Annotated in this window: 12 protein-coding genes; 2 read left to right on the top strand and 10 right to left on the bottom strand. The window is 69.1% G+C overall.

The annotated features are described in order from the left end of the window. Positions 1 to 50: 50 nt before the first annotated feature. The 3 genes from M2317_RS08650 to M2317_RS08640 all read right to left on the bottom strand — a co-directional run bounded on the left by M2317_RS08650 (position 51) and on the right by M2317_RS08640 (position 3,386). Positions 51 to 1,031: an alpha-ketoacid dehydrogenase subunit beta gene (locus tag M2317_RS08650; RefSeq protein ID WP_429459226.1), complete on the bottom strand. Its 981-nt coding sequence runs from the start codon at positions 1,029 to 1,031 to the stop codon at positions 51 to 53. Beyond that, a complete protein-coding gene (locus M2317_RS08645; RefSeq protein ID WP_429459224.1) occupies positions 1,028 to 2,155 on the bottom strand; it encodes a thiamine pyrophosphate-dependent dehydrogenase E1 component subunit alpha in 1,128 nt (375 codons plus the stop codon). The genes M2317_RS08650 and M2317_RS08645 overlap by 4 nt, the downstream gene beginning before the upstream one ends. 163 nt (positions 2,156 to 2,318) lie before the next feature. Continuing rightward, on the bottom strand, positions 2,319 to 3,386 hold the full coding sequence (locus tag M2317_RS08640) for a histidinol-phosphate transaminase (RefSeq protein WP_429459222.1): 1,068 nt from the start codon (positions 3,384 to 3,386) through the stop codon (positions 2,319 to 2,321). A gap of 150 nt (positions 3,387 to 3,536) precedes the next feature. On the opposite strand from M2317_RS08640, the gene M2317_RS08635 reads away from it, so the two are divergent. Beyond that, on the top strand, positions 3,537 to 5,039 hold the full coding sequence (locus M2317_RS08635) for a hypothetical protein (protein ID WP_429459220.1): 1,503 nt from the start codon (positions 3,537 to 3,539) through the stop codon (positions 5,037 to 5,039). A 145-nt stretch (positions 5,040 to 5,184) separates the two neighbouring features. Here the strand turns inward: M2317_RS08635 and M2317_RS08630 are convergent, their stop codons facing one another. Beyond that, positions 5,185 to 6,243, bottom strand: a complete 1,059-nt coding sequence (locus M2317_RS08630; RefSeq protein WP_429459218.1) for a LacI family DNA-binding transcriptional regulator — start codon at positions 6,241 to 6,243, stop codon at positions 5,185 to 5,187. Positions 6,244 to 6,303: 60 nt separating this feature from the next. Here M2317_RS08630 and M2317_RS08625 point away from each other — a divergent pair, with 60 nt between their 5' ends. Continuing rightward, complete coding sequence (locus tag M2317_RS08625) at positions 6,304 to 7,530, top strand: MFS transporter (RefSeq protein WP_429459216.1); 1,227 nt, start codon at positions 6,304 to 6,306, stop codon at positions 7,528 to 7,530. Here M2317_RS08625 and M2317_RS08620 read toward each other — a convergent pair. Genes M2317_RS08620 through M2317_RS08595 form a run of 6 tightly spaced genes read right to left on the bottom strand, consistent with a single transcriptional unit; the run spans position 7,499 to position 16,289 of the window. Next, on the bottom strand, positions 7,499 to 9,553 hold the full coding sequence (locus M2317_RS08620) for a beta-galactosidase (protein ID WP_429459214.1): 2,055 nt from the start codon (positions 9,551 to 9,553) through the stop codon (positions 7,499 to 7,501). The two genes, M2317_RS08625 and M2317_RS08620, sit on opposite strands and share 32 nt — an antisense overlap. Beyond that, positions 9,550 to 10,245, bottom strand: a complete 696-nt coding sequence (locus tag M2317_RS08615) for a DUF624 domain-containing protein (protein ID WP_429459212.1) — start codon at positions 10,243 to 10,245, stop codon at positions 9,550 to 9,552. Before M2317_RS08615 ends, M2317_RS08620 begins: the two co-directional genes overlap by 4 nt. A 57-nt stretch (positions 10,246 to 10,302) precedes the next feature. Next, complete coding sequence (locus tag M2317_RS08610) at positions 10,303 to 11,961, bottom strand: extracellular solute-binding protein (RefSeq protein WP_429459210.1); 1,659 nt, start codon at positions 11,959 to 11,961, stop codon at positions 10,303 to 10,305. A gap of 58 nt (positions 11,962 to 12,019) precedes the next feature. After that, on the bottom strand, positions 12,020 to 12,970 hold the full coding sequence (locus M2317_RS08605) for a carbohydrate ABC transporter permease (RefSeq protein WP_429459208.1): 951 nt from the start codon (positions 12,968 to 12,970) through the stop codon (positions 12,020 to 12,022). Beyond that, positions 12,964 to 13,941, bottom strand: coding sequence for an ABC transporter permease (locus tag M2317_RS08600; protein WP_429459206.1), 978 nt, complete (start codon positions 13,939 to 13,941; stop codon positions 12,964 to 12,966). The genes M2317_RS08605 and M2317_RS08600 overlap by 7 nt, the downstream gene beginning before the upstream one ends. Continuing rightward, a complete protein-coding gene (locus tag M2317_RS08595; protein WP_429459204.1) occupies positions 13,938 to 16,289 on the bottom strand; it encodes a glycoside hydrolase family 3 N-terminal domain-containing protein in 2,352 nt (783 codons plus the stop codon). Before M2317_RS08595 ends, M2317_RS08600 begins: the two co-directional genes overlap by 4 nt. Between the last annotated feature and the right edge of the window lie 90 nt (positions 16,290 to 16,379).

Here is a 16,379-nt window from a genome sequence, read left to right as displayed (position 1 = left end):
GCCCTTCGACAGGCTCAGGGAGCGGATGGAAGCTCAGGGAGCGGATGGGATCAGTAGGCGAGGGAGCGGTCGACGGCCTCGAGGATGCGATCGGCATCCGGGAGGAAGACGCCCTCGAGCTTCGCCGGGGGGAACGGGACGTCGAAGCCGGACACCCGCAGCACCGGCGCCTCGAGTGCGTAGAACGCCTGCTCCATGACGGTCGCGGCGATCTCGCTGCCGACGCTCGCGAAGCCCTGCGCCTCCTGCGCGTAGACCATGTGCCCGGTCTTGCGGATCGAGTCGAGGATCGGACCGTAGTCGACCGGCGACAGCGAACGGACGTCGACGACCTCGCAGCTGGTGCCCTCGGCATCCGCCAGCGCAGCGGCCTGGAGCAGGGTGGTGACCATGGCTCCGTGCCCGACGAGCGTGACGTCGCTGCCCTGCCGGACGACGCGGGAGGAGTGCAGCGGCACCGCTGGCGCGGCCAGATCGACCTCGCCCTTGGGCCAGTACCGGCTCTTGGGCTCCATGAAGACGATCGGATCGTTCGATCGGATCGCATCCTGGATCATCCAGTAGGCGTCGTTCGGCGTCGACGGGCTCACGACCCGCAGACCCGGCGTGTGCGCGAAGTACGCCTCCGGGCTCTCCTGGTGGTGCTCGACCGCGCCGATGTGCCCGCCGTACGGGATGCGGATCACGATCGGCAGGCTCAGCCGGCCGTCGTGGCGGTTCGTGAGCTTCGCGAGCTGCGTGGTGATCTGATCGAACGCCGGGAAGACGAAGCCGTCGAACTGGATCTCGATGACGGGTCGGAACCCTGCCATCGCGAGTCCGATCGCGGTGCCGACGATTCCCGACTCGGCCAAGGGCGTGTCGAGCACGCGCTGTTCGCCGAAGTCGCGCTGCAGGTGCTCGGTGATGCGGAACACTCCGCCGAGCTTGCCGATGTCCTCTCCCATGAGCAGGACCTTCGCATCGTCCTCCATGGCCTTGCGCAGGCCCGCGTTGAGCGCCTTGCTGAACGGCATCGTCTCGATGGTCATGCCTGCCCTCCCTCGAACGATGCCTCGTAGCGCTGCAGCCACTCCCGTTGCTGGTCCATCAGCGGATGCGGCTCGCTGTACACGTGCGTGAACATCGTCTCGGCGGTCGGCGGCTGCAGTTCGAGAGTGCGCACGCGCAGATCCTCGGCGGCGTCGGCGGCCTCGGCCTCGACGTCGGCGAAGAAGGATGCCGCGGCGCCCCGGCCCTCGAGATACGCGCGCATGCGGGGTATCGGGTCGCGCTGGGCCCATTCCTGCTCTTCGTCGCTGCCGCGGTACTTCGTCGGGTCGTCGCTGGTGGTGTGCGCGCCGAGGCGGTAGGTCACGGCCTCGATCGCCCTGGGGCCCTGGCCGCTGCGCGCCTCATCGAGCGCAACCCGCGAGACGGCGTAGCTGGCGAGGACGTCGTTGCCGTCGACGCGGACGCTGGGGATGCCGTAGCCGGCGCTGCGCTCGACGAGCGGCACGCGCGACTGCGTGGCGACCGGCACCGAGATCGCCCAGTGGTTGTTCTGCAGGAAGAAGACGGTGGGTGCCTGGTAGCTCGCGGCGAACACCATGGCCTCGTGCACGTCGCCCTGGCTGGAGGCGCCGTCGCCGTAGTAGACGACGACGGCCTCGTCGCGCTCCGGGTCTCCGGTTCCGGAGCGCCCGTCGAAGGAGAGCCCCATGGCGTATCCGGTGGCGTGCAGCGTCTGCGAACCGAGGACCAGCGTGTAGAGGCGGGTGTTGCCGTTCTTCGGGTCCGTGGGATCCCAGCCGCCGTGCGAGACGCCGCGCATGAGCTTGATGATGTCGACGGGATCGACGCCGCGGATGCGGGTCACCGCGTGCTCGCGATACGAGGGGAAGATCGTGTCCTGCGATCGTGCCGCGCGGGCCGAACCGACCTGGGCGGCCTCCTGGCCGCGGCTCGGCGGCCAGAGCGCCAGCTGCCCCTGCCGCTGCAGGTTGGTGGCCTGGGTGTCGATCGAGCGGATGACGACCATGTCGCGGTAGAACTGCTCGAGGTCGGCATCCGTGAGGGCGTCGATCAGCGGCAGATACCGTTCGGCGGCGGCGCTCGGTGCGAAGCTGCCGTCCGCCTCGAGGACGCGGACGAGAGGGGTCTCAGATGAGGTCACCCGCCCCACGCTACCCGCGCTCGCATGCCCCGTCACGCATAGCTAGGGGGCCCTACTTTCTGCCTGGAATGCGCAGAATCACCCCCGCGAGACTTACCTTGCGGCGCGAGACTTGGCCACCCTGGCTATGTCCCACCGCACAAGTTAAGTCTCGCGAAGCGGGTCAGCGGACGGATGCCGCGACGGCCAGCACCCGCTCGAGCGACGCCTCTTCCCCGACCGAGATGCGGATGCCGTCGCCCGCGAACGGCCGCACGATGAGGTCGGACGCCGCGAACGCCGCGGCGATCTCGTCCGTCCGCTCACCGGTGGGCAGCCAGACGAAGTTGCCCTGGGCATCCGGCACCTCCCAGCCCTGCGCGCGCAGGCCGTCGCGCAGCCGCGTGCGCCGCTCGACGATCACGGCGACGCGCTCGCGCAGCTCCGACTCGGCATCCAGGCTGGCGATCGCGGCGCGCTCGGCCGCCGATGTGACGGACAGCGGGATGCCGGTGCTGCGCGCGGCATCCAGCACCCGCGGGTGGCCGATCGCGTAGCCGATGCGGAGCCCGGCCAGACCGAACGCCTTCGAGAACGTGCGCAGGATCACCACGTTGGGGTGCGTCTCGAAGAGGCGCTCCTTCAGTCCGTCGACGGCGCCGGGCGCCGCGACGAACTCGGCGTAGGCCTCATCGAGGATGATGAGCACGTCGGAGGGCACGCGGGCGACGAACGCGGCGAACTCCGCACTGGTGACGATGGGTCCGGTGGGATTGTTCGGGGTGCACACGATGATGGCGCGGGTGCGGTCGGTGACGGCATCCGCCATGGCGTCGAGATCGTGCGTCGCATCCGCGCGCAGCGGCACCTGCACGCTCGTGGCGCCTGCGATCAACGGGATGCCCGGATACGCCTCGAACGAACGCCAGGCGTAGATCACCTCGTCGCCGACGGATGCCGACGCGACGACGAGCTGGTAGAGGATCGAGACGGAACCGGCCGCGACGTGCACGGCATCCGGCTCGACGCCGTACCGCTCCCCCAGTCTGGTCCGCAGGGCGCCGGCCGTGGCATCCGGGTAGCGGTTGATCGGGACGGTGCTCTGCAGCGCCTCGACGACCGACGGCAGCGGATCGAACGGGTTCTCGTTGCTGGAGAGCTTGAACGCATCGGCACCCGCCTGCTTGCCCTGGCGGTAGGGCGGAAGAGCGGCGATCTCCGGACGGATGCGGGGCAGGATGGGCTCGGTCACGCTCTGAAGTCTACGAGTGGCCGCGAAACCTCGTGCTCGCGGTCGCACAGAGCCGCCTCGAGCTCGACGAGGTCGCCGAAGCGTTCCGTTCGCACACGCGTGCGCTCTGATCCGGCCGGGTCCACAGCACCGCATGTCAGAGTGGATGCCGTGAAACACGGTTGGGTGCGCGAACTGCTCGGGTGGCTGGGCGCTGCGGCGATCGCGGTGATCGTCACGGGCCAGGTCGCCTCGACAGCCCGCGGTGATCTGCTCCTGCGCGACAGCGACTCACTCGTCGTGCCGATGTTCGTCCGTTCGATCCTCGAGGGTCAGGGGGTGGACTGGGCGATGTCGACGGTGCTCTTCCTGCCGGAATCGGCTGTGTTCGCGCTGCTGCGGCTGGCGCTTCCGCTCGGGATCGACGCGCTGCTGCTCGTGAACGCCATCGTCAACGTGATCGCGCTGTACGGAGCGGTGCGGCTGGTCGCCGGCCGGCGACGGGCGGGGCGCGCCCCTGTCGCGTGGTCGCTGGCCGCGATCGCGGTGTTCGGGGTGATCGCGGCCACCGAGACCAGCGCCTCGCGCGATTCCGCCGAGCTGGCCTCGCTGCTGCTCACGACGACGTACTACTCCGCGACCGTCATCGCGATGCTCGCCTCGGTCGGGATCGCACGACGCGTCTGCGACCGGAGCGGTCGCCAGCGCGGAATGCTCATCGCGCTCGGGGCCGTGGCCGCCGCAGCGACGCTCTCGAACCCGCTCTACCTGGTCTGGACGACCGTGCCGCTCGGGGCGATCCTCGGTTTCGCGGCGTTGCGCGCACATGATCGCGGTCGCATGCTGTCGCTGTTCTGGTGGCTCGTCGGCGGGACGATCGCCGGGCTCCTCGGACGTATTCCGCTGGCGGCATGGATCGAGAACTCCGGGCTCGGCTACGCGAAACCGCAGCTGTGGCCGGAGTCGGCGGCCTCCTACGGCGAACTCGTCCTAGAGCGTCTCTCGACCCCGCTCGGGTGGATCGGTGGCGTGGTGCTCGCCGCGCTCGTCGTGCTCGCCATCCGCCGCACCATGCGGGCGTCCAGCCGAGCGGAGCGTCTTGTCGCGGCATCCGCCTGGGTGCTGCCGCTGCTGGTGGCGATCGGGGCGATCGCCCTGGGCACGAATGCGGCGCGCTATCTCGAGCCGGTGGTGTTCGCACCGCTGCTCGTCCTCGTCGCCGATCCGAAGCGACCGACTCGCCTGTCCCCCGCGGTCGCGCGGGTCTCGACCGCCGTCGTCGCCGTCCTGCTGCTCGTCGGAGCGGGACTCAGCGTGCCGCGGGTCGCGCAGGCGGCGACCTCGCCGGATGCCGACCTCGCGTGCATCGTCGACTGGGTCGACGAATCGGATCAGGTCGGAGCGGGTCAGTTCTGGACCGTGCGGCTGCCGAAGCTGCATCTCGAGGATCCGACGCGGCTCGTGCAGGTGGATCACCAGCTGAACGGATACGAGTGGCTGGTGAACCGTCGCGACTTCGACAGCACAGCCGTGACGTTCCTCATCGTGGATGCCGAGACCCAGAGCTGGGAGCTGTCGCTCGGCGCGATGCAGGTGAACGTCGTGGAGTGCGGCCGCTACGCGATCTACGACTTCGCCCCCGAAGAGGTTCCGCTGGGCTTCCCGCACTCCTGACGCGCTGGCGTGCGTTCGCGGACGCCTGTTCGCGGATGCCGGCAGTGGTCGCGAACGGCCGCCTCACGCGCCCCGAGGCGACCAGATGAGCCCCCTCACGCAACCGAGGCACGCCGGCCTCGCGCTGCGCCGCCTCGCGCCCCGCTCAGCGCGCAGCCGGCGTCGCCGTCGTCGTACCAGCGCGGAATCGGCACGTCAGATGCAGGGACTCCGGGCTCTCGCCGCGCAGCATCCGCGTCACCTGCTCCCCCGCGGCGCGGCCCTTCTGCGTCGCCGGCTGCACGGACGTGGTCAGGATGTGGCGCCCGAGGCCGTCGACCGTGACACCGTCGAAGCCCGTGACGCTGAGATCCTGAGGCACGCGCAGCCCGCGCTCCTCGGCGGCGCGGATCACGCCGGCCGCGAGCAGGTCGCTCTGCGCGAGCACGGCGGTCGGTCGGGTCTCGTCGTCGGCGAGCAGCGCCCGGCCGGCGATCAGGCCCTCATCGATCGACGAGTGCGCCGCAGACACGGCGGGCGCCTCGGGGAACACCTCGCGCACGCCCGCGAGCCGGTCGAGCGTGACGTCGACGGTCGCCCGCGCGAGCCGATCCTCCGTCACGGCTCCCCGGTCACGAGAACTGTCCAGCGGCAGCGTCAGCACGGCGACGTCGCGGTGACCGAGCCCGTGGACGTGTCGGGCGACGTCGCGCGCGGCATCCTTGTTGTCCAGGGTGATCTGGGGAATTCCGTCTCCGGCGTCCCCCTCGATGACGACGACCGGGATGCCGCGGCCGCGCACGATCTCCAGAGACGCCCTGGTCCGACCGGAGCACCCGATCAGCACGACGGCGTCGACGGGGGCGTTGGCGAGATTGGCCGCCTCCTCGGCGGCATCCTCACGGAGGAGCAGGACGGCGGCGCCGAGCTCGGAGAGCCCGTCGGTGATGCCGTCCATCATCGGAATCGTCACCGGGTCGAGGAACACGGTCCGCAGCGGGCCGTCCAGGACGACCGCGACGATGCCGCTTCGTCCGGTGCGCAGAGACGCGGCCCTCGGGTCGGGCCCTGCGTAGCCGAGCGATGCCGCGGCCGCCAGCACCCGTGCACGCGTGGCCTCGGACACCTGCGCCTTGCCGCTGAACACCACCGATGCCGTGGACGGCGCGACACCGGCGGCACGTGCGACATCGGCGATCGTCGCACGACGGGGGGCTGGGTCCATTCTTCGAGGATATACGCCCCGGGTTTCCGCCGCTCGAATCGATTCGATACGCTGGGTCGCATGGATGCCGAGCTGACCCGATCCCAGTACGTGCGCTGGCGCAATGCGATCTTCGCGATCTTCCTCGCCAGCGGCGTCTCGATCGCGACGTGGGCCGCGCGCGTGCCGGACATCAAGTCCGCCCTGGACATCGACAACGCGCAGATCGGGCTGCTGCTGCTCGGCATGGGCATCGCGTCGATCATCGGCATCTCGACGAGCCCCGCCGTGATGGCGCGGACCGGCGCTCGGCGGGGAATGCTCGGCCTGCTCATCACGCTCGCGATCGGCATCGCGCTCATCGGGTTCGGAGCGACGGTGCTCGGCTCCTTCCCCGTGGTCATCATCGGTCTCGTGCTGTTCGGGTTCGGCAACGGGTGCCTGGACGTCATGATGAACGTCGAGGCCACGGCGATCGAGCAGCACGCAGGCAAGACGATCCTGCCGCTGTTCCACGCGTTCTTCAGCTTCGGCACGGTGCTCGGCGCCGGGGCGGCGTGGGCGGCGACGAAGCTCGACATCGAGGTCGCACCGCACGCCGGGGTCATCGCGGCGCTCATCCTCGTCACCGCCTTCGTCAGCATCGCGAACGTGCCCAGCCGCGAAGAGACGCTGGACCCGGCCGAGCCGGGGGAGAAGCCGCACTGGCGCGAACGCATGCACGTCGCGCTGTCGGCGTGGCGCGAGCCGCGCACCTACGTCCTCGGCATCGTCATGCTCGGCATGGCCTTCGCCGAGGGCGGCGCGAACGACTGGCTCGCGCTGGGTGTCAGCGAGGACCACGGTTTCGGCGCCGAGAACGGCGCCCTGGCGCTCACGGTGTTCTCCGTAGCGATGACCGCGGTGCGGATCTTCGGCGGCCCGCTGGTCGACCGCTTCGGGCGCGTGCTCGTGCTGCGCGTGCTCGCCGTGTCGGCAGCCGGCGGCATCCTGCTGTTCATCCTCGCGCCCACCATGCCTCTGGTCTTCCTGGGCGCCGCGCTCTGGGGTGTCGGCGCCTCACTCGGCTTCCCGCTCGGGATGTCGGCGGCGGCGGACGACCCGGCCAAGGCCGCAGCCCGCGTGAGCGCCGCCGCGACCATCGGCTACGCGGCGTTCCTGTGCGGCCCGCCGATCCTCGGCATGATCAGCGAGCACATCGGCCTGCTGAACACGCTGTACATCCTCGTGGCACTGGTCGCGGCATCCGGGCTCGCCTCCGGAGCCGCTCGCCCGCTCACAGACGCCGAGAAGACCCCGGTGCGCTGACCGCGAGCACGAGCACGTCGGTCGGCTGCAGTTCGACCTGCGCGCCGGCGTCGTACGACGTTCCGGTCAGCAGATCCGTGCCGTCGGCGTGCAGCGCGATGGTCACGGCGTCCGGTCCGTGGTGCAGGACGAAGTCGATCCGCTCGCCGTCCGGCGCGACCCGCGTCGCGAGCTCCAGTCCAGGCACGTCCGCGTACGGTCCGACGAGGTCGTGGGTCTCCAGCGCCGATCGCACGATCCGCGCGAGCCCCGGCTGCGCGAGCTGGGTGCCGAGATACCAGGCCTGCCCGCCGGATGCCGCGGTGCGCCGCGTCACGGCTGGTTCACCGGCGTAGAAGTCATCGCCGTAGCGGGCGATCACCTCGGCATCCTCGGCGACCAGCACCTCGAACACGTGCGTGCCCTGGGTCGTCTCCTCCGCGAAGACGATCCGGTTGGAGACATCGGGATCAGCGGCATCCGTCTCGGACACACGGATGCCGCAGAGACCGGCCAGGGGACCGGGGGCGTCCATGAGGAAGCGCCGGTCGTCCTCGTCCACGCGCCCGGACAGGCAGCCGGTGATGACCGTCCCGCCGCGCTCGACGACCTGTGCGAGCCGCTCGGCGACGTCCCCCTTGATCATGTGCAGCAGGGGAGCGGCCACGACGTCGTAGCCGCTGAGGTCCGCGGTCACCGGAACGACATCGACCTGCGCACCGGCATCCCAGAACGCGCGTCCCCACTCCTGCACGGCCGGCATGTAGCGCAGCAGGCGATTCGGGCCATCGGCCATCTCGACGGCCCACCAGGAATCCCAGTCCACGATCAGCGCACAGCGTGCCGGGGTGCGCCCGCCGAGGACGGCATCCCCGAGCGCGCCCAGCTCGGCGCCCAGGCCCGCCACCTCGCGGAAGGTCCGGGTGTCCAGCCGACCGGAGTGGTCGAGCAACGCGCCGTGCGTCATCTCGCATGCACCGCGCGACTGGCGCATCTGGAAGAACAGGACCGAGTCCGCGCCGTGCGCGACCGCCTGCCATGACCACAGCCGCATGACCCCTGGCCTGCGGACGGGGTTCACATCCCTGGATGCCGTGACCGACGGCGTCTGCTCCATGAGCCAGAACGGCGCACCGTCCTTCAGCCCGCGCATGAGGTCGTGCGCGAGCGCGGTGCTCCATGGCTGATCCATCGCGCGCGGGTAGTTGTCCCACGAGGCGAAGTCGAGGTGCTCGGACCAGCGGTGATAGTCGAGCGGTTCGTAGAAGCCCATGAAGTTCGTCGTCGCCGGCAGGTCGGAGTGCTCGCGGATCGCCGCCTTCTCCTCCGCGAACTGGCGGATCGCGTTGTCGGTCGAGAACCGCGCGAAGTCGAGTGTGATGCCCTGGAAGGCGGTCTTGCCCGGTCCGCCCCAGTGCTCGGTGAGGGCACTCGGCGGCTCGATCTCGTCCCAGTCGGTGAACCGGTGCGACCAGAACGTCGTGTTCCACGCCTCGTTCAGCGCGTCGAGGGAGCCGTAGCGGTCGCGCAGCCAGATCCGGAACTCCGCCGCGCACAGATCGCAGTAGCAGCGCCCGCCGTACTCGTTGCCGATGTGCCATGCGACGACCGCAGGGTGCGACCCGTAGCGTTCGGCCAGACGACCGGCGGCACGGGCGGCAAGCCGGCGGAAGTTCGGCGAACTCCAGCAGGCGTTGTGCCGCTGGCCGTAGCCGTGCCGCCGACCCTCGTAGTCGGTGCGCGTGACATCCGGGTAACGGCGGGCCATCCAGGGCGAGAGCGCGCCGGTGCCGGTGCCGAGGCAGATCCGGCGCCCCTCGTCCGCCGCGCGCTGGATAATCTCGTCGAGCACCGTGAAGTCGAAGGTGTCCTCGTCGGGCTGGGTCAGCGCCCACGAGAACACCCCGACCGTCAGCGTCGTGATCTGCGCCGCGTCGAAGGCCGCGTAGTCCGCGGTCCAGACGTCCCGACCCCACTGCTCGGGGGAGTAGTCGCCGCCGAAGGCGATGTGATCCAGGTCGGGAAGGCGTGCGGGGGATGTCATCGGGTGAACCTCTCGGTGACGTCGGCGATCAGGGGGCGTGCGATCAGGGCGAGGAGGGCGGCGAACGCCCACGCGAACAGGAGAAGCACCAGCTCGGACACCATCAGCACCAGAGTTCCGGCGACGAGCACGAGCGAAAGGATGCCGAGCGAGAGCCGCCACTGCGGCAGCAGCTGCGAGAGCGCGATGCGGGCAGCATCCCGCGTGCGGAAGCGGAACGCACTGGTGAGCACGGCCATGTGCCCGCACCAGACGACCGTGATCGCCGCGATCACGACGAGCGCCGGCCGGATCATGGCACCGCCGGCGACCGCGTCGAGATGCACGAGGTTGAACATCAACACGGCGAGCCCCGCAGTCGCCGGCGCCGCCCACGCCAGCGTTGCGAGCAGGTCGCGTCGGTAGGCGGTCACGAAGGCGCGTGCCGGGGACAGATCCGGCGAGCGCTCCCACGCCCGCAGCGCCGCGATCGCCGCGACGAGGGCCGGCGCGAGCGGAAGCAGCGCGAGCGTGAAGAACGGCACGTTCGATGCATCGCGGCCGAGCAGCAGCACCGTGACGAGTGCGGGCATCAGCGCGAGCAGGAGCAGGCCCTCGAGCACCAGCATCCGGTACACAAAGGCGGCGCCGCGGGAGAGCGGGCCGCGGCCGATCTCGTCGGCGGGGTCGACCCTGGTGCGCGTGTCCGTCATGGCGATTCCTCTGTTCGAGAGAGGGCGGCCGGTCGTGAACGACCGGCCGCCCCTCGGTCACTTCTGGGTCCGCTCCAGGGCGGTGTTCATCGTGTCGACGAGCTGGTCCGAACCGAGGCCCTGCATCTCGGTCACGTACGCATCCCATTCGTCGATCGAGCGCTGGCCGGTGATGAACGCGGCGGTCGCGGCCTGGACGGCATCCTTGAGCTGCGTCTCGACGAGCGTGGTCTGCTCCAGCTCCATCTCGTTCAGACGCGCGGCCGGAGCGACCGGAAGCACTTCCTTCGCCTCGAGCTGAGCGGCGGTCCACTCGGCGATCTCGGGCGTCATCATGGCCTGCGTGAGCGCAGCCGACGACCCGTTGGCCAGCACGAACACGCCGTTGCTGTATCCGAAGTCGGCGTTCAGCTTCTTCGGCGCGTCCGGGTTGATCGAGCTCCAGCCCACATCGCTGAGCAGCGCGGGGGTCCCGTCGGAGCCCCGCTCGAAGGTCTCGCCCTCCACACCGAACAGGCCGAACTCGAGGCCCTCGTCGGAGTAGTACAGCCAGTCGACGAACTGCAGCAGTGCCTTGAAGTACGGCTTGTCGGCGACATCGCTGCTGAGCATGATCCCCGAGGTGAATCGTGTGCCCCCGACGTTGGATCCGGCGGGGCCGCCCGGCACGGAGATCAGTCGGATCGGGACGTCGCCCTTGCCGGCATCCGCGAGCTTGGTCCGGTAGTCGGAGAGCGCCTGGGTGTTGCCGGAGATCGCCGCTGAGGCCCCGGAGACGAACTTCTGGACGGCCTGGTCGTCGCTCTGCGTGATCTCGGGGTCGAGCAGTCCCTGCTCGACCAGGTCGGCGGCGTAGGAGACGACGTCCCGGTAGCCGTCAGTCGCCCCGGTGAACACGAACTCCTCGGCATCCTGGTCGTAATAGGTGTTCGCGTAGCCCCAGCCGGCGGCCGTGCCGTAGTTCGGCGCCATGACGTTGAGGAACGACCCGAGCGGGGTCTGATCGGTCCAGCGGTCCGACAGCGCGTACTGCAGGTCGGGGTTCGCGGCCTTGACCGTCGCCAGCTGCTCGGCGAACTCGTCCCAGGTCTCCGGGTCCTCGGTGATGCCGGCGTTCTTCCAGAGATCGTCGCGGATCATCACCGAGTACTGGATGTCCGGCACTTCGCGCAGGCCGGGGAGGAGGTAGTTCTTCCCGTCCTCCTGCTTGCCGGCATCCAGCTCCTCCTCGAGCCCCCAGTCCTCGATCTTCTGCTGGAAGTTGGGCATGTACTCGAAGTAGTCCGAGACCGGGAGAATGGCCCCGCCCGAGACGAACTGCGTCTCCTGACCGGAGTACGTCACCGAGATGATGTCCGTGGCCTCGCCGCCGCCGATGAGCAGCGACCTCTTCTGCTCGTAGTCGGCCATCGGGATGTCGGTGCGCGAGAAGGTGACGTTGCGGTCCTCCTCGAGGTGGGAGAAGACCGACCAGTCGTCCTTGACCGGATACCCGGTGTGGTCGCGGTACATGAGGGAGAAGTCGACGGGTTCGGTCGCCTTGAAGCTCGTGCCAGCCTCGAACTCCTCCATGGCGCCGACGGACTGCTCGGCGCCGATCGTGGCGCTGTCGCCGTTCTCCTCGCCTTCCGGGGCGGCGCTGCTCGTGCACGCGGTGAGCGCGAGGGCCGCGACGGCGAAGCCGGCCACAGCCCCTCTGCGGATGTGCTTATTCATGGTGATCTCTTCCTGTGATTCGTGGGGAACGTCGTCGTTCGACGCAGGGGGGTGGCGATCAGCCCTTGACGGAACCGAGCATCACGCCGGAGACGAAGTAGCGCTGGATGAAGGGGTAGAGGCAGACGATGGGCAGGACGGTGAGCAGCATGGTCACCGACTGGATGTTGGAGGCGACCTGGGCCGCTTCGCCGGCGACCTCCATCTCGGGCGCCCCGGTGGCCGACGCGATGAGGTTGCGCAGGTACACCGTGACGGGGAACAGATCCTTGTCGTCGAGGTACAGGAACGCACCGAACCACGAGTTCCACATCGCGACCGCGTAGAACAGGGTCATGGTCGCCAGCACGGCCTTGGACAGCGGAAGGACGATGCGGAAGAAGACGCCGTACGTCGACAGACCGTCGATCGATGCCGCCTCTTCGAGTTCGGCGGGGAAGTTCTCGAAGAACGACTTCATCACGAGCAGGTTGAACACGCTCAGCGCCCCGGGAATCACGACCGCCCAGATGCTGTTGCGCCAGCCGAGCCAGCTCGCGACGAGGATGTAGTTCGGGATGAGGCCGCCGCCGAAGAACATCGTGAACACCGCGATGCCGACGAAGAACCCGCGACCCTTCAGAGCCGGACGGCTGAGCGCGTAGGCGTAGGTCGTCGTCAGGAACATCGAGATGATCGTCGCGACGACCGTGTACAGCACGGTGTTGCCGTAGTTCGTCCAGAACAGCCCGTCGCCCATCACGGCCTTGAACGTCTCGAGGTTGAATCCCACGGGGATGAGATTCACCTGGCCTGCGGCGATGTACCCCTCGGAGGAGAACGCTTTGGCGACGAGGTTGACGAACGGGTAGAGCGTCACGACGCAGACGAGGATCAGCACGATCGCGTTCACGACGCGGAACGTGCGGTATCCGACCGACTCCTTGATGATGCCGTGCTCGGCCCGGACGTGAGCGAGGTCGGGCTTCGCCGGAAGGACGTCGGCTGCGGGGGAGATGTCGGTCACCATAGCGAGGTACCCACCAATCGACGGGAGATGAAGTTCGCGCCGAGCACGAGCGTGAGACCGATCACGGCTTCGAAGAGCCCGATCGCGGTGGCGTACGAGAACTGCGCGGATTGGATGCCGACGCGGTACAGGTACGTGGAGATGACGTCGGCCGTCGAGTAGATCAGCGGGTTCTGCAGCAGTAGGACCTTCTCAAATCCGACCGCCATGAACGAGCCGATGTTCAGGATGAGCAGCACCATCATGGTCGGACGGATGCCGGGCAGCGTGATGTGCCACGTCTGCTGCCAGCGGTTGGCCCCGTCGATGCGCGCCGCCTCGTAGAGCTGGTCGTCGATCGTCGTGAGGGCGGCGAGATACAGGATCGTCCCCCATCCGACCGTCTGCCATGCCTCGGACGACACATAGATCGTCCGGAACCATTCCGGTCGCTGCATGAAGGCGATGGCATCGCCGCCGAACGCCTCGACGATCTGGTTGATCGTGCCGGTCAGCGAGGTCAGCTGCAGCACGAGTCCGGCCACGATCACGATCGACATGAAGTGCGGCAGGTACGAGACGGTCTGCACGATGCGCTTGAACCGGCTCGAGCGCAGCTCGTTGAGCATCAGTGCCAGGATGATCGGCAGCGGGAAGCAGATCACCAGCGTGATCGTGCCGAGGATCACGGTGTTCCAGAACACCTGCCAGAACTGCGCGTTGTTGATGAACGCCTCGAAGTAGTAGAACCCGACCCATTCGTCGCCGAGGATCGAGCCCCCAGGACGGAAGCGCCGGAAGGCGATGATGTTGCCCACCATCGGGATGTACCGGAAGATCAGCAGGAACACGAGCGGCAGGATCAGGAACGTGTACAGGCGCCAATCGCGCTTGAGCGCCTTGCGCCACGTGAGGCTGCTGGTGCCCTTGCTCTTGCGCCACCACCTCCGCCCGGTGGTCGGCGGTGTGATGACGGCTCGCGTCTCGGTCATCCGATCCTCCCGTCCGCGGTGACGGCGCTCTCGATCGTGCTCGCGCTGAGAAGCACGCGCGTTGAATCGACCCGGCGCGTGGGGCCCGTGAGCTGCAGGGCGACCGACCGGTGCACGTCGGCACTGGAGCGCGCCACCTGCAGCTCGACCGCGCCTGGCTCGACGATCCGCTCGCCGCGCAGACCCGTGAACGAGGTCAGGTCGGCATGCGCGGTAAAGGTCACGGCGGCGCGCTCTCCCGGCTCGAGCGTCACGCGCCGGAAGCCGATCAGACGCGCGACCGGTCGGGTCACCTGGGCGACGACGTCGTGCAGGTAGAGCTGGACGACATCCGAGAGCGTCCGATCCGTCTCGTTCGACAGTTCGACGCTGAGCGTCACGGCGCCGTCGACAGCCCATTCGGCGCTGTCGCAGGTCACCTCGCCCCAGGTCGGCGACCCGTACGATGCGCCGTGCCCGAACGGGAACAGAGGCGTCGGGTCGATGTTCGAGGGTGCATCGGCCCTGCCCAGCGGCGGCGCGAGATAGGTCGACGGCTGCGATCCGGCATCCCGCGGGATGCCGACGGGCAGACGGCCGGACGGATTCGTCGCACCGGTGAGGACCTCGGCGATCGCCTGGCCGCCCAGCTGCCCGGGGAAGAACGTCTGCACGATGGCCGCCGCCCGATCGGCGAAGGCGCCCAGAGCGTAGGGCCGACCGGACAGCACGACGATCACGGTGGGCGTCCCGGTGGCGAGCACCGCCTCGACGAGGTCGTGCTGCTCACCGGGCAGGCGCAGATCGGTGGCGTCGCATCCCTCGCCCGATGTGCCCTTGCCGAAGAGCCCGGCCCTGTCGCCGACCACGACGACCGCGATGTCGGCATCGCGCGCGGCGTTCGTCGCCACACTGAAGCCCTCGCGACCGGGCTGCATGACGTCGCACCCCTTGGCGTAGGCGATGCCGGCCGGATGCGTGCGCTCCAGTTCTGCGCGCACCGTGGGGATGTCGATGCCGACCGGGACGTCCGGGTGGCGCACGCCGACGTGCAACGGGAAGGAGTAGCAGCCCAGCATCCCGAACGGATCGTCGGCCAATGGGCCGACCAGGGCGACCCGGGCGCTCGGCTTCAGCGGCAGGATGCCGGAGTCATTTGCGAGCAGCACGACGCTCTCGCGTGCCAACCGCAGCGCGGTGTCGCGCTGCTCGGCCGTGTCGAAGGAGACCTCGGACGCGGCATCCGGTGTCCAGTCCGGATCCAGCAGGCCCAGCTCGGCCTTCTGCGTGAGCACGCGGAGCACGGCCCGGTCGACGAGCGCCTCGTCGAGGAGCCCGCCGCGAACGGCGGCCCGCAGCGGCTCTCCGTAGGCGTGAACCGACGGAAGTTCGACGTCGATGCCGGCGGCGAGCGCGAGCGCCGCCGCCTCGCCGTCCGTCTCGGCGACTCGATGCAGAGTGCGCAGGAACGCGACGGCGAAGTAGTCGGCGACGACGACGCCCTCGAAGCCCCACTCGTCGCGCAGCAGGTCGGTGAGCACCGTGCCGTCGGCGGCGGCCGGGACGCCGTCGACCTCGGCATACGAATTCATGACCGACCGCGCTCCGCCCTCTCGCAGCGCGGTGAGGAAGGGCGGGTGGAAGACGTCGGCCATCTCGCGCGGACCGGCGGAGACCGGTGCGTGGTTGCGCGCGGCGCGCGAGCCGGAGTAGCCGGCGAAATGCTTGAGAGTGGCCACGACATCCGCGGACTCCACGCCGCGCACGTACGCCGAGCCGATCGCGCCGATGAGGTACGGGTCCTCGCCGATCGTCTCCTCGACCCGACCCCACCGATAATCCCTTACGACATCGAGGACCGGCGCGAGGCCCTGGTGGACGCCGGCGGAGCGCAAGGAGGTGCCGATCTGCGCCGCCATCTCCTCGACCAGGTCCGGGTCGAACGAGGCGCCCCACGACAGCGGCACCGGGTACGCCGTCGCCTGCCAGGCCGCGAAGCCGGCCAGGCACTCCTCGTGCACCTGGGCCGGGATGCCGAAGCGGTTCGCCGCCATGATCCGGCGTTGCGCACGAGCGAGCGACTCCACACCCTTCGCCGGTTCGATCGGGTCCGAGCCGAACGGCCGGACCAGCTGACCGAGACCGTCCTCGATCACGTCGTCGAAGGTGATGCCGGCGCCGCTCATCTCGCTCTGGAAAGGAGCGACATCCCCGCCGGCCGGATCGGCGACGACCCAGAGTCCCACGAGCTGACTCGTCTTCTCTTCGAGGGTCATCTCGGCGACCAGGGCACTAGCCCGGTCGGAGGCCGGAAGTTCCCGGTCGTGCCACGGTCCGGTCACCCGCGTCGTCGGGGAGGCGTCGATCATGTATCTCACTTCGTCGTGATTCGAAACTATCGGGCTGCATCTCGAAAGAATGGCTCGATCCGACCGTAGAGTTTGTTGTCGCTCCCGTCA

Source organism: Microbacterium sp. ZKA21, from assembly GCF_050434165.1.
Lineage (GTDB): Bacteria > Actinomycetota > Actinomycetes > Actinomycetales > Microbacteriaceae > Microbacterium.
Note: the sequence above shows the minus strand (reverse complement) of the source record. Positions and strands in the feature narration are given on the sequence as shown.

Bases quoted from the DNA above. Each gene is read 5' to 3' on its own strand.
- M2317_RS08605 (WP_429459208.1), bottom strand. From the start codon at position 12,970: ATGGTGACCGACATCTCCCCCGCAGCCGACGTCCTTCCGGCGAAGCCC.
- M2317_RS08620 (WP_429459214.1), bottom strand. From the start codon at position 9,553: ATGACATCCCCCGCACGCCTTCCCGACCTGGATCACATCGCCTTCGGC.
- M2317_RS08595 (WP_429459204.1), bottom strand. From the start codon at position 16,289: ATGATCGACGCCTCCCCGACGACGCGGGTGACCGGACCGTGGCACGAC.
- M2317_RS08650 (WP_429459226.1), bottom strand. From the start codon at position 1,031: ATGACCATCGAGACGATGCCGTTCAGCAAGGCGCTCAACGCGGGCCTG.
- M2317_RS08625 (WP_429459216.1), top strand. From the start codon at position 6,304: ATGGATGCCGAGCTGACCCGATCCCAGTACGTGCGCTGGCGCAATGCG.
- M2317_RS08615 (WP_429459212.1), bottom strand. From the start codon at position 10,245: ATGACGGACACGCGCACCAGGGTCGACCCCGCCGACGAGATCGGCCGC.
- M2317_RS08630 (WP_429459218.1), bottom strand. From the start codon at position 6,243: ATGGACCCAGCCCCCCGTCGTGCGACGATCGCCGATGTCGCACGTGCC.
- M2317_RS08600 (WP_429459206.1), bottom strand. From the start codon at position 13,941: ATGACCGAGACGCGAGCCGTCATCACACCGCCGACCACCGGGCGGAGG.
- M2317_RS08610 (WP_429459210.1), bottom strand. From the start codon at position 11,961: ATGAATAAGCACATCCGCAGAGGGGCTGTGGCCGGCTTCGCCGTCGCG.